This is a genomic window from Ethanoligenens sp., from assembly GCF_047718355.1.
GTDB lineage: Bacteria > Bacillota > Clostridia > Oscillospirales > Ethanoligenentaceae > Ethanoligenens.
In genome coordinates this window covers 42,251-55,143 of the sequence record NZ_JBDNLG010000005.1, presented here as the reverse complement: position 1 = coordinate 55,143, position 12,893 = coordinate 42,251, and the positions used below count along the sequence as shown (strand labels likewise).

10 protein-coding genes and 2 pseudogenes are annotated in these 12,893 nt (G+C 54.2%); all 12 read right to left on the bottom strand.

The annotated features are described in order from the left end of the window. Positions 1 to 195 precede the first annotated feature (195 nt). Positions 196 to 1,764: a recombinase family protein gene (locus tag ABF463_RS01620; protein WP_415531788.1), complete on the bottom strand. Its 1,569-nt coding sequence runs from the start codon at positions 1,762 to 1,764 to the stop codon at positions 196 to 198. Beyond that, positions 1,754 to 2,182 carry a recombinase gene (locus tag ABF463_RS01615; RefSeq protein ID WP_415531787.1) on the bottom strand — a complete coding sequence of 143 codons (429 nt, stop codon included), beginning with the start codon at positions 2,180 to 2,182 and terminating at the stop codon, positions 1,754 to 1,756. The genes ABF463_RS01620 and ABF463_RS01615 overlap by 11 nt, the downstream gene beginning before the upstream one ends. After that, entirely contained in the window at positions 2,183 to 3,745 is a 1,563-nt protein-coding gene (locus ABF463_RS01610; protein ID WP_415531786.1) for a recombinase family protein, read from the bottom strand. A gap of 23 nt (positions 3,746 to 3,768) precedes the next feature. Beyond that, on the bottom strand, positions 3,769 to 4,017 hold the full coding sequence (locus ABF463_RS01605) for an SHOCT domain-containing protein (protein ID WP_415531785.1): 249 nt from the start codon (positions 4,015 to 4,017) through the stop codon (positions 3,769 to 3,771). A 153-nt stretch (positions 4,018 to 4,170) separates the two neighbouring features. Next, complete coding sequence (locus ABF463_RS01600) at positions 4,171 to 4,959, bottom strand: N-acetylmuramoyl-L-alanine amidase family protein (RefSeq protein WP_415531784.1); 789 nt, start codon at positions 4,957 to 4,959, stop codon at positions 4,171 to 4,173. Beyond that, on the bottom strand, positions 4,960 to 5,373 hold the full coding sequence (locus ABF463_RS01595) for a holin family protein (protein ID WP_415531783.1): 414 nt from the start codon (positions 5,371 to 5,373) through the stop codon (positions 4,960 to 4,962). 79 nt (positions 5,374 to 5,452) lie between these two features. Further along, on the bottom strand, positions 5,453 to 7,807 hold the full coding sequence (locus ABF463_RS01590) for a hypothetical protein (RefSeq protein WP_415531782.1): 2,355 nt from the start codon (positions 7,805 to 7,807) through the stop codon (positions 5,453 to 5,455). Continuing rightward, positions 7,794 to 8,324 (bottom strand): hypothetical protein, encoded by a 531-nt coding sequence (locus tag ABF463_RS01585; protein ID WP_415531781.1) that lies wholly within the window; start codon positions 8,322 to 8,324, stop codon positions 7,794 to 7,796. Before ABF463_RS01585 ends, ABF463_RS01590 begins: the two co-directional genes overlap by 14 nt. A gap of 15 nt (positions 8,325 to 8,339) precedes the next feature. Next, positions 8,340 to 9,557, bottom strand: a pseudogene (locus ABF463_RS01580) (Gp37-like protein); the annotation flags it as partial. A 12-nt stretch (positions 9,558 to 9,569) separates the two neighbouring features. Next, positions 9,570 to 10,352: a phage tail family protein gene (locus ABF463_RS01575; RefSeq protein ID WP_415531780.1), complete on the bottom strand. Its 783-nt coding sequence runs from the start codon at positions 10,350 to 10,352 to the stop codon at positions 9,570 to 9,572. Between the two features lie 12 nt (positions 10,353 to 10,364). Further along, positions 10,365 to 12,307, bottom strand: a pseudogene (locus tag ABF463_RS01570) (phage tail protein). A gap of 34 nt (positions 12,308 to 12,341) precedes the next feature. Beyond that, positions 12,342 to 12,674 carry a hypothetical protein gene (locus tag ABF463_RS01565; RefSeq protein WP_415531779.1) on the bottom strand — a complete coding sequence of 111 codons (333 nt, stop codon included), beginning with the start codon at positions 12,672 to 12,674 and terminating at the stop codon, positions 12,342 to 12,344. Between the last annotated feature and the right edge of the window lie 219 nt (positions 12,675 to 12,893).

The following is a 12,893-nucleotide window of genomic DNA, read 5'->3' as shown; positions in this document are numbered from 1 at the left end:
AAAGTAGAAAATTACAGGAATTTGTAGAGAAACAAGGTAGTCATTTTCATGCTAAAAAATGGACTAATTCCATTATATTTGATGACTGTTATTATAAAGTATTATTAGATAAGGTTACAGTATACAAAAATCTATGTAAATAGAAAAACCCTGCCGACCATAATGGTTAGCAGGGTTTCGTGCAATATGGGATTATCATTCAACATCCACCGTCACGCCAGACTTGAATTCCACGGTAAATTTGTCCTCGTAGACGGTGACCTTTTCAACGAGCCGCCGGACAAGCGACTCGTCATATTCGGTCAGGGTGGTGGGTTGCTCCCGAAGGAAGTTGCCCATGTCGGCGATGCGCTTTTTCAGCTCGTCCCGCCCGGCGCTTTCCAGCTGCAGCTTCTGCTTATCCTCGCGCAGGCGGTAAATCTCCTCGGCGACGTCCTCATAGTCGGCTCGGGCGCCGGTTCGCTTTAAAAGCTCCTCCTGCAGTTCGGCCAGCCGCTTATCGATGTCGCTAAGTGGCTGGCTTTTTTCGGATTCCAGAACGGTTTCAATGTTCCTTTGCAGGGTGGCGAGAAAGGTATCCTTGCTACACCATGTCTGATTGATGGCGGCGACCAGCACTTGCTCAATCTGGCTTTCCTGCACGGTGCGGGCATCACAAAACAGCCCGGTATTTTCAAGACGGCTGATACACCGCCAGACGATGGACTTCTTGCCACGGTTGTACCAATGAATCCTGCGGTAAAACTCTCCGCAGCAGCCGCAGAAAACGATGTTCGACAGGCAGTGGCTGCTGCTGAAGACTCTGTTCTTTCCATTGGGGCTGGTATGGACGATGCGACGCCTCACCAATTCTTCCTGCACCTGCATAAAAATTTCACGCGGGATAATGGCTTCGTGGCTGTTTTCCACGTAATACTGCGGCACAAGGCCGTTGTTCTTGATTCGCTGTTTTATGAGGAAGTCTACGGTATAGGTTTTCTGCAGAAGAGCGTCGCCAATGTATTTCTCGTTCCGCAAAATCTGACTGATATTGCTGGTGTGCCAGCGTTCACGACCCGCGCCGTTCAGGATACCGTCTGCCTCCAGCCCGCGGGCGATTTTCAGCATACTGGCACCTTCAAGGTATTCACGGTAGATACGCTTAACGATTTCGGCTTCCTCCGGCACAACCACCAGGTGCTTGTTTTCGTCCTTGGCGTAGCCGAGGAACCAATTGCAGTTGACCTGAATTTCACCCTGCTGGTAGCGGTATTGCAATCCCAGTTTGACGTTTTGGCTCAGCGACTGGCTTTCCTGCTGGGCGAGGGATGCCATAATCGTCAGCATGACCGCTCCCTTGGAATCCATGGTGTTGATGTTTTCCTTTTCAAAGTAAACGGGAATGTTCTTTTCCTTCAGCTGGCGGATGTATTTCAGACAGTCCAGCGTGTTACGGGCAAACCGGCTGATGGACTTGGTGATAATCATGTCGATGCCGCCCGCCATGCACTCGTCAATCATACGGTTGAATTCATCGCGCTTTTTCGTATTGGTGCCAGAAATGCCGTCGTCCGCGAAAATCCCCGCCAGTTTCCAGTCGGGATGGCCATTGATATAATTGGTGTAATGTTCAATCTGAGCGTCATAGCTGGTGGCCTGCTCGTCGCTGTCTGTGGACACACGGCAGTAGGCCGCAACCCGCAGCTTTGGGTTCTCTTCATCCGTGTTCGCCGAACCGGCATTTTTTCGTGCCGGAAGCACGGTGATACTCATCTTAGGTTCCATCCGCAAAAACCTCCGTTTCTATTAAACTGTAGGCGTACTCTGCCTGCATAAATGGGTCGTCAAACTGCTCCGTCCCTTCGCACAGGCGAAAGGCGGTGGGAAAGACGACCACTTTTTCTTCTTTCGGCTCCCAGACACGGCCGAGTTTTTCCGCACGACGGATACGCTCCGCTTCGGCGGCCGAAAAGGTGTCCAAGTCGATAATTGCCGGGTAATACGCATCACCCAGATAACGGGCATTCAGAAGTATTCTGGTGATTCCGGCATGAAATGCTTTGATGCCAGCCTTATTGGCAGCAGTTTCCAACGAATCGCCGGAAAGATAAGAGTGGAAGAGGGTTCTTACCTGTTCGGCAGCTTTCTCATCCAGCACAGCCAGCCCGTTTTCGATGCGGTAACCGTAGGGTATGTGGTCCATTTAAATCACCAGCCTTTCTTTTAATGTAATGCCGCATTTAAGCTCGAATCCGATTTCCGTTCGGGAATACACATGAATCCGCTCTACGAAGCGGGTGAAAAGCTCACCATCAAAGTCCTTCAGCATTGCGGCCTTGGTGGCGTACTGCAAAATTGCGCTGACCTCACTCAGGCTTCGGCTGTCGCTGTTCATAAAACGGAGGAGCGATTCCTTCTGCCGCTGTATCCGCTCGGCTTCCTGTAAAAGCTCGTTGTTCCCCTTATTGTAAACGGCCGGCTCCAGGTAGCCTTTGGTGAGAAGCCCCACAAGCACCTTTCGCTGTTCCGTGTTATCCTCGAGTTTTTTATCAAGCTCACCGATGCTTTTCAGGCTGGAGTCGAAGGTTATCCCGCGCAGGCTGACAAGCAAGGGCCGGAGTACGGTTTGATGCCCGAAAATGAGCTTATTCATCATCGTGACGAACGCGACTTCTAAAGCGGAGTCCGGGATATATTTCACCGGGCACTCGGCGATATCCGCGAGATGCGTAGTACAACACCACGCGATTCTGTGTCTACCGTTTGCATGGACACGGCGCTTAAAGGTGCCGCCGCAATTACCGCAGATGATTTTCCCCGAAAACGGGTAGCGGTTCTGGCTCTGTCCCTCACGTTTTTCGATGCCCTTTTCTCTGGCGCGCTGGGCAATGACAGCCTGCGCGGCTTCAAAGTCCTCGCGGCTGATAATCGGTTCGTGGTGGTTCTGGATGAGGTACTGTTCTTTTTCGCCGTTAATGCGGCGGTGGTTGAAGTGCTCGTCGGTATAGGTCTTCTGAAACAGTGCGTTGCCGATGTATTTCTCGTTATAAGCCATCCCTCGAATAGTTGACGACTTCCACCGACCGCCCTTCTTGCCCTTTAGGTCGCGAAGGTTCAGCTCCTTTGCGACTTTGCCACACCCTTTGCCGGACAGTATTTCGGAAAAGATAAAGCGAACCACCTCGGCTTCCTCTTTATTCACCACCAGCTTCCCGTCAACAGAATCGTAACCGTAGGGTGGGCTGGATATTTTGTAGGTGCCGTTTTGAAAGCGGCGCCTGACCGACCATTTGTTGTTTTCGGCAATGGACACTGACTCGTTTTCGGCCAGTCCACTTAGGATTGAGAGCATGAGCTCGTTTTCCATTTTCCCGGTGTTGATGTTTTCTTTTTCAAAGAAAATGAAAATCCCGAGGTTTTGCAGTTTTCGCACCAGCTCTAGGCAGTCGGTCGTGTTTCGAGCAAAGCGGCTGATGGACTTCGTGACAATAAAGTCGATGTTTCCATTTTCACAGTCGGCGATCATTCGAAGGAGTTCGCGTCGCTTTTCCGTTTTCGTGCCCGAAATACCCTCGTCGTAATAAATGCCTGCGTATTCCCATTCCGAGTTTGCCCGGATGAAGGATTCATAATGCTTAATCTGTGTCTCCAAGCTTTCCAGCTGCCCGTCGGTATCAGTGGAGACACGGCAGTAAGCCGCGACGCGCAGCTTCGGTTTTTCAGATGAAGCCGTCGTATTGGGCATGATTTTCGTTACCTTTTTCAATTTGTCACCTCCTTGTCAGCATGTCATATTAACTCTGAATGCGAGTTATAGCAACGGTTTACGGGCATAATTCCGGCCAGCATAGGAGAGAAAGATTCGCGGTTGAGCGCGGTTATCTTGTCGAATTCCGACAATGAAATCAGTCCCTTATCCAGCATTGCTCGGAGTATCTGCTGTGCCCTTACATAGTCAACTTCCCGCCGCAGGTGTTCCTGCGAAACAGGTTTCTTTTTAAGGGTAACTTCCGGTACTGCGTCAATTATATTGGCCATGTACTGCTTCCTCCAGTCCGAGGCTTCTGTCCTCATAACTCACTGGAAGATTTCAGGCCACTTGGACGAAAAATGAGCAAAAAAATATAGCCCACCGAAGAAAAAATCCTCGATGGGCTTAAAAACTTATGGCTATTTGTATTAAAAATCTTGTTACGCTTTTCGGATGCTATCCTTATGCACCCAACCCAAGCCGTTGTCCAGCAGGTACGGGCACTTGCGTTTGAGATCGACAATGCGGGTAACGGTACAGGTTCTGTTCTGAAAAGTTCGCCCTTTCCCGCCGCCGTAGCTGTCAGCGTAGACCGCGCCGTTTAGAACGACCCGGTCGCCGACGGAAAAGCCGGACGGAGTAGGAGTCGGGACGGGCGTCGGGACAGTAGCCGCGAGCAACTTTCCAACCTCGGTGCGGAAGGTATCCATGCTCTTCCCAAACCTCGGGAACCAGTGCATCACATCGCCGTGATTACTGGCAATCCCCAGCTTGTAGCCCTCCGAATGGCAGATGACGTCTTTTTCAGTCAGCCCATACTGTTTGCAGAGGTAGGCGCACAATTCGGCGGCTTCCTTGTATATGGTGTTGAAATACGCCGCGTCCGTCAGACTGTCCTCACAGATTTCAAAGGAAATGTGCGTGTCGTTGCCGGAACCGCCGCAATGCCAGCCGCGCATGTTCCAGGGCAGGGTTTGGTACGCCGCAACGGAACCGTCGGCCAGCTTGCCGATGAAACCATGGATACAGACCTGCCGTCCGTCCGGCGTATTCTGGTTCCAGTGGTTGTTGTATTGGTTTTTGCCGAGCAGTCCGTCGTCGGGACCCACATAGCGTTTGAGGTTGGGGTTATTCGCCCCTGTGGAATGCACCATGATGCCCTTCGGTGTGATGGTGCGGCCCGCCTTGTAGCAGGCATTGTTCGTGAGAATGAGTTTATGCAGATTCATTTATTTGTCCCCCTTTTCACTGCGGTCGTGAAGTTGCTCCAGAATATCCTTGAGCTGCTGCGGAATGGGAAGCCCCAGATGCCCGGCGTTTTCCAGCATCGATACACCCTCGTTGGAGCAGTAGAAGAAAATCACAGCCGTGCGTATCACCTCGCCGTTGCCGAGAAGATAGATGTCGATGATATGCCCGATGCCGACCATGACAAAGATCAGCACCTTTTTGCAGATGCCTTTGAAGCCGACCTCACTGGACAACTTTTTGTCCGCGATGGCGCACATGACGCCGGTGATGTAGTCGGCGACCACAAACACGAGCAGTGCGTAGAGAAAGCCGTCAAAACCCCCGACAAACCAGCCGAGGAAGCCGCCCACCGCCGCAAGCCCTATCTGAATCCAAGTCCATACTTCTTTCATTGCAGGACCTCCGTTCTTAAATTTGTGTATAAAAAAGCGCTCCCACCATAGCGGGAACGCTGAAAAAAGTGTTGTTCAGCTACAGGGATAGGAGCAGCTCTCTCAGCTGATTCATGACCGCCGCTTTGGGTCGACCGGTGCCGATGGGCGACCATGTTATGGGCGGAATATCGAAGGTCGAGGAGGAATCGAAACCGTTGATCACCGCGACGACAGGTTCAATGGCCTTTCGAAGCTCCGTGATATGAACCGGCCAATTTTTAACCGCCGTCTTTCCAGCGGCAATTTCCTCGCTCCACGTCGCGGGAGGCAGGTTGTAATAGCTTCGCGCCATATTGACAGCGGTGCGGAGCGTTTGGATATGAGCGGCTTTCACATGGGTTTCGTTCGCGGTGATTGTTTCGAAGGGCGTCGGCAGAACCGTGAAAGCGCGTGTCACCTCGGGGCTTGTCGACTCGGTGTCGCTGTCGAGACAGCGGATGGTGATGGAATGGCTTCCCGCCGCCAGCGTTTGCGGCTGAAATACCGTTTTAACACCGTTGCCGAGGTAGCCGCCGGCGGAGAACCTTTCGGGATTATCCACGCTGTTGATCCAAGCGCCCGCGTTGATTTTTACTTCCACCATCTGCGACTGACCGTCCGGTTCGACACCCGTTGTAATCAGAAATCGCGGGGTGGTATTGTAACTGGAAGCGCCGGCCACCGGGCAGACGATTGTTGGAGCGGTCGGGGGGCTGTTTTTCTTTACCGCCCCGCTGACGACATAGCCGGAAACCGAGTCTAAGGTATCGGTTACGCTGATACGGTAACGGGTATATGTCCCGGCTATCTGGGAGGCGTTCGCCGTATACGTTCCCGAGGTTAAGTTCGAAACAACGATTGTCAAAGCTTCGTATGCTGACCAGTTTGTGCTGTCCGTGGAGGTTGCGCGCTGAATAACATACTGTTTGATGGCACTCGTACCCGGTGCAGCTCCGCTCCACGTGAGGGTTACAACGCTCCCTTCATAGATTGCTGGGGCGGCGGCAAAGGATACCGGAGGTGTTGGAAGTGTGTTTTTTCGTACGGTATTGCCGGACACCATCCAATCGGAATAGTAGCTTTCGCCGGCGGCGCCGCAGGTTCTCACTCTGAATCGGCGGTAATTCCCCCTTGTGCCCGGTGGACTGACGCTGACGCTGTTGCTTGTCGCGGTGGTGCTCACCGTCATCAGGGCCGTCCAGTCTCCCCAGACGCTGTTGTCGGGCGAGTCGCTGTATTGGATTTCATAGGAGGTGATGGCGTTCCCCGCGCCCGGCATCGCGCCGCTCCACGAGAGGGTAACGTTTCCTTCGGCCAACGCCGCGCTTACCGAGCAAAGTGTCGGCGCGCCGCAGGCCGTGACATCACAGAAAATGCTGTTGCTGATGACTTCCGCCGAGTAGACATCCAACGCGTCAATTGTCCAGACGCCGAATTGCGTATACGTTCCCGGCGTGCTTGAGACAGCCGGGTTATAGCTGCCGCCGCTGGCCGACAGTGTCAGCGTGATTAGTACATTCCACGCGCTCCAGGTGTTGTTGTCCGTTGAAGCGCGGCTGGCGATCTGATAGCCCTTGACCGTGCTGGTGCCGCCCGACGCCCCACTCCAAGTCAGCGTGATCGTCTCGTTGCTGTAGGTCGCGGGTGTGGCAACCGCCGACGTCGCGGGCTTCGGCGCCGTATTTCTGCGGACGGAGTTTGTGGATACTTTCCACCCCGAGTAATAGCTTGCTCCCGCCGCGCCGCGTGTGCGCACCTGGAATCTGCGGTAATAGCCACGTGTCGGGGACGGCGCAACAGCTACGCTGCCGCTGGAAGCCGTGGTAGTCACCGTCGTCAGTGCCGCCCAAGCTCCCCAGGTCGCGTTGTCCGTGGAATCGCTATACTGGATTTCATAGCTGGAAATCGCGTTGCCTATGCCGCTTGAGGCTCCGCTCCAGGAAAGCGTCACGTTTCCCTCAGCAAGTACCGGGCTGACCGAACAGGAGGTTGGCGCACCGCAGGCCGTGGTCAGAAGCTCCGAGCTTTGCACCGTGTAGCCCGAATTATCGATGACCCCGGAAGAAAGCGACAGCCGCCCGTCCGACACCACCTGAAAGCGCACGCCCTGCGCGGTGTTTCCGGCCGTGGAAGCGCAGGTGACCGTGACATATCTGAGTCTTGCCCCGGTTCCGTCCCAATCGTCGCCGTCCGCCGCCTTGATACGCACCTGCGCCGACGAGCCGTTGACCGTAATGGTGCAGAGCAGGGCGTAGCCGCTGTGAATGTAGGAGCCGGAGGAACCCAGAGCGGCGGAGATGGTAAAATTGTAGGTCATCTGGCTGTTGTTCGGCCGGCTCTTGGAATAGGTAATGGTGTAATGGACGGTCGGGCCTGAACCCGCGTTCAGAGTTACGCCGTTAATATCCGCCACTGTTGTTCACCCCCTTATTCATAGATTCTGTCACCAGCGAATTGACCAGTCCGCAAAGGCTGGTGTTCAGCCGGGTATCGGTGATGTTGTTCGCGACGATTGACGTGGCGGCGGCCGGTACCAGCACGTCGGCGATGCCGAGTTCATAAACGTCGCTGGTTCTTGTCAGCGCCGGGGCGGCAGGTGTCGCGGCGGGGGTACCAGCAACAACGGCAAGCCGAATGCTCCGGCTGACCTTGCTTAAGCGAACCACGACCCGGTCAATGCGGGGATTGCTTCCGTTCGCCGTGGTGAGCGCAAGGTTTAAGGCGTCCGTGTTCTCGTACCGGTAACCGCTAATCCACGCGCCGCCCGCCGCGACGCTTACCGCAAGTCCGCTCCCCGGCGTCGCCTGCAGGTTGCTTGCCGTCGCGTAAAATACGCCGTTTGAGACGAGACTTCCGAAATACGCCGCGAAGTCTATCGCGTCATAGACTCTGTCTCCGTCCGATGAGTTGAAAAATCCGCTTTTCTCCATATTGCTTTCCTCCCGTTAAGCCCTAGCGTAAGAGCAAGATATCAGGTAATAACCCGTGGGCAGTGTGGACGAGGCGGCATTTGCCACCACGCCGCTCGCGCTGATTGTAATCGGCATATTGGTGCCGCTGCCGCCAACAGCCGTCGCCACGGAACGCACCGTCGCGTAGGGGTAAAAGTTCGCGTTTGTGATTGTAAGGATCGTGCCGCCGGAGGCCACTCCCGAGGAACCCACGTTGACCTGCATTCCGATGGAAACGACGCCCTTATTCACAAATGACATGTTCGCGCCCACCGTGACGCCGCTTCCAAGCGAGTAGGTAATCGAGGCGTCGGCCTCTTGAGCGATTTTCGCGGTAGTCACAGCGCCGTTCGCGAGCCGCGCCGTGGTGATCGGCTCATTGTTGATATTCATCCAATTCGCCGCGCCCGACGGATTGTTGTATATGAAAATGGAAATTACGTAAAATGTCATGGTATTGCGTGAGATAAAAAAGCCCATTGCCCGCTGATAGCCGGTTCCTGTGCTGTCCCCGTTGTATTTCACCAGAAAGACCTGTCCATCGTCGCTCGGCTGGTCGCTGAATTTATTGCCGCTCCATGAGGTGAAGTACAGCGAATCGCCCGGCTCCATATGGCGCAGGGCGTATTGTCCGGCCGATATCGTCCCGGCGCCCACGGTTATTTCAAGCACTGGCAGCTTCCCGAACAGGTTGTTAACGGTGGCGGTGAAGGTATCTCCTTGAATATCCGGGTCTACCTCCGACAGATTTCCCAGCGTTCCCGATACTGCGTCAAGCGCCTCGGTGTATCCGTCGCCGAAGTCCGATTTCTGCAGGTCTTTGGCATCCACAAAAATTTCACGCCGGGTTTCGCCGGTACCGCTTATAATGGCGGCAAACGTGCGGCTTTCTCCTTCGCCCTCGCCGCCGATAAGCGCGGTATTGGCGTAATCCGCAGCGCTCTCGGTATAGCTCTGCTCCGTCAGGTTCTCGTACTCCTTGGAGAACACCGCCTGAGAGTCGGCACCCCTATACAGCGCCACAGTAAAAACGCGTGTGGCCGGAGTAAACACGGTCTTTATGCCAATCTCCGAAGCACCGCACAGCTCCGTCACTGCGTCCATCAGATTTTTGTACGATATCTGGGTGCTGACGGCCACGCCCAGACTCGGGGACAAAAAGGCTATGCTGCCGATTCGCCGCGCCGTTTCAGCGGGACTGATGAGATGATTGTTTAAAAGCTGTTAGCGCAGAGTATTGATGCCGGCGGCAAGCTGAAAGAACGCCGAGCCGGTATCCAGCAGTGAGAACGCGTTTGTTTCTGTGCCGCCACCTGCGCTGACAACGCGCTTGCCCGCAAAATGGGTGTAAACCCGCAGCTCATCCCCGGCGTTCATCGTCGTGAGAATGCGGACATACTCCCCGGTGTCCATGTTCAGCAGTTCAGGATTCGTCACCGTTCCCAGCGCGTGGAACACAATTTCACAGCCGCAGGAAACGTCGCCGATGTTGTCCACTGTGATGATCTGGCTGGGCTGGCGCATCCCAAATTCCATGCCGCTTTCGTGTATCTCCAGTTCAAATTGGAACTTCGGTATCCAGGACGCCAGTTCCTCGCGAATTTCCTCCGGTGTCTCAAAGAAAGGCGACGGGCAGAGCAGGCTGACAAAAAAGCTGGGTATCCGATGGCGCGTGGAAACCGTAAACCCCGCCTCCTCTACGACGCAGGCGATCTGCCGCTCCCGGTACAGCAGCGTCCCGCCCACCTTGGGGCTGAATATCTGAAGGAAACCGTGTCGCCGCGCGTAGGCTTCATCAGGAGTGTCCGCTATGACCGTGCCTTCCAGCGTAATGTTGCGCATATCCAGTGTAGACGAGATGTAAAAAGCGCCGTCCTGATCCGGCGCTTTAAACGTGTTGACGGTTTGACGAATATCGCCTGTACCGTTTATCTTTTGAAGAAAATACGGACGGCTTTGTTTCAGCGTGATGCTTTTGCCGTTCGCGTTTACATAGGTCAGTTCCATAGCCGTCCCTCCTTAATACTCCAGCGCCAGCTTGCGCGAAAGGTTCTTGAATTCCCGCGCCAGCTCCTTTTCGGACAGCGCCTTCGGCGTCACCACGGAAATGTTCTGTATGATGTTTGTGCCGGAAACAGCGCCGCCTTGCCCGGACACGCTGCCGGTATTGACATCGAAGCGTGTGGGGATGGCGTTCTGCATATCCAGAGAGACGGCGGGCATCGCGTCCTCAAAGCCCACTCCGATGCCTTCACCCATGTTTTTGCCAAGTCCTGCAAAGAGCGTCGAGGGAGAGTGGATGCCGAAAAAGTCCTTGATGCGATCCACAATCCCACCGAAGAAGCCGCTGATTTTGTTCCACAGCCACGCGCCCGCGTCCGAGATGCCCTGCCACAGCCCCTTGATGAGGTTGCCGCCGACCTGCGCCATCTGGCCGATGTAGCCGGTAAAAGCGCTGACCAGCCCCGCGACAATCTGCGGCACCGCCTTGACTACGGCGGCGATGATTGTCGGCAGGTTCGCAATTAAGGCAACCAGCAGCTGGACGCCCGCAAGGATGATCTTGTCGATGTTCCCAACGATGGCGTTTACCAAACTTCCGACAATCTGGGGGATAGCCTTTACAACCGTGGTGATGATGAGCGGCAAGTTTTGAATTAAGGCGATAAGCAGTTTCACCCCGGCGTCTATGATCAAGGGGATCGCGCCGATCACGGCGGTGATGATGCCGTTAATAATCTTCGGAATCGCTTTGACCACGGCTTCGATAATGACTGGCAGCGCGGTTACCAGTGGCACCAGCAACTGAATTCCCACATCGATAATTTCTGGGATTGCTTCGATGATAAAGTCCACGATGGCTGAAATAATGGCGGGCAGGGCGGCGACTAACTGCGGAATCGCGTCAAGCAGACCACGGGCAAGCCCAAGGATAAGCTGCAGCGCCGCTTCAAGAATCATGGGCAGGTTATCCGTCAAGCCCTGAACGATGGTTGCGACCGCGCTCACCGCCGCCGGTATCAGTTCCGGCAAAGCCGAGCCGATGCCGCTGACCAGAGCCGTCACCAATTGCACCGCCGCGTCGACGAGAAGCGGGAGGCTGTCAATCAGCGCGCCGACGATGGTCATCACCGCGTCCACGGCGGCGGGGATAAGCTGCGGCAGGAGCGTCAGAATGGTATTCAGCATCTGTGTGAACAGATTGACCACCGTAGACAGCAGTGTGGGAAGCAAATCTCCGACTGCCTTTAAAATTCCGTTGAGGGCGGGCGGCAAAGCGGCGACGATGTTCTGGATAACCGGCGTGATGTTTTTCACAACGTTCTGGAACGCGTCCACCACGTTGCCAATAAGCACTTTAATATCCGCGTCCGCGTTGCCAAGCCCCGCCATCAGATTGCCGATTGCCGACTGCATACCGGCAATGGACCCGCTTATCGTTTCGGTCGCTTCCTTGGCGGTTGTACCGGTGATGCCCATTTCTGTCTGTATGACGTGGATTGCCTCGGCGACGTCCGCATACGAAGAGATGTCATATTTAATGCCGGAGAACTTTTCGGCATCGGCGAGCAGCCGCTCCATTTCGGACTTCGTGCCGCCGTAGCCGAGCTTCAGGTTATCCAGCATGGTGTAGTTTTGTTTGGCGAAGCCTTGGTAGGCGTCTTGTTCAGCTGAACCTGCCAGTTCTGGGTACGGCGGTCGTTTTCGCCGAAGGATTCGGACGCGTTGTCAAGGGCGGCGCGCAGGGTTTCAATTTTACCCTTCTGCGCGTCAATTTCCTTATTTAAGACTTCGTTGCGGGAGGTAAGCGCCTGCGCGGATTTGTCGTTTTTGTCAAACTGACTGGTGACCAGCTGCATTTCCGAACCGAGAACCTTGAAGCTCTGGTTGATATCCGAAAGCGCCTTTTTGAATTCCTTCTCGCCCTCGACACCTATTTTTAGGCCAAAATCGTCCGCCATTTGTACTCACCTCCTAAAAATCAGTTTTCCGTTTCTATTTGTTATATGTGTCCCAAAGCAGCTTCCCATCCATATTCAGCGCATATTTAACGCCGTTCCAGTCCTCCAAAAGGATTTGGTCGTTTTCTATACAGAAAGCCGCTCGATTTCCATCTTGGATCACCCAAATATCAGAACCGTAAAAGCTCCATACCCGCTGAAAATCCTTGTCCAGACGTAAAATGGAAAGCTCTCCATGGACAAGATATCCCTCGATGATGGGATAAATAGAAAAATAGGTTTCGTCGCCGATTGATCTATGCTTCACAATGGACACATCTAATAGATCAAAGAGAACAATCTCGTCATCCATCAGGACAGTGAGCAAGGAACCCTCCAGGACTGCACAACGCTCTGCGTCTGCGAAAAAGGAACCAATGAGAGCGACACACGTTTCACTGCGCGCCGTTTTTACCCGTATGATGAAAGCCGCATGAAAGTCACTTTCTATATATCCGTGAAAATTGAATACGCGGCTATATGTTGGCGTTTCAACTGATCGCAGCGGATAATCTGATTTGGAGATGCTTATTCGATACACCTCGTT

Coding starts and splice junctions, on each gene's coding strand:
- ABF463_RS01620 (WP_415531788.1), bottom strand. CDS start 1,764: ATGGAACCTAAGATGAGTATCACCGTGCTTCCGGCACGAAAAAATGCC.
- ABF463_RS01615 (WP_415531787.1), bottom strand. CDS start 2,182: ATGGACCACATACCCTACGGTTACCGCATCGAAAACGGGCTGGCTGTG.
- ABF463_RS01605 (WP_415531785.1), bottom strand. CDS start 4,017: ATGGCCAATATAATTGACGCAGTACCGGAAGTTACCCTTAAAAAGAAA.
- ABF463_RS01600 (WP_415531784.1), bottom strand. CDS start 4,959: ATGAATCTGCATAAACTCATTCTCACGAACAATGCCTGCTACAAGGCG.
- ABF463_RS01595 (WP_415531783.1), bottom strand. CDS start 5,373: ATGAAAGAAGTATGGACTTGGATTCAGATAGGGCTTGCGGCGGTGGGC.
- ABF463_RS01585 (WP_415531781.1), bottom strand. CDS start 8,324: ATGGAGAAAAGCGGATTTTTCAACTCATCGGACGGAGACAGAGTCTAT.
- ABF463_RS01575 (WP_415531780.1), bottom strand. CDS start 10,352: ATGGAACTGACCTATGTAAACGCGAACGGCAAAAGCATCACGCTGAAA.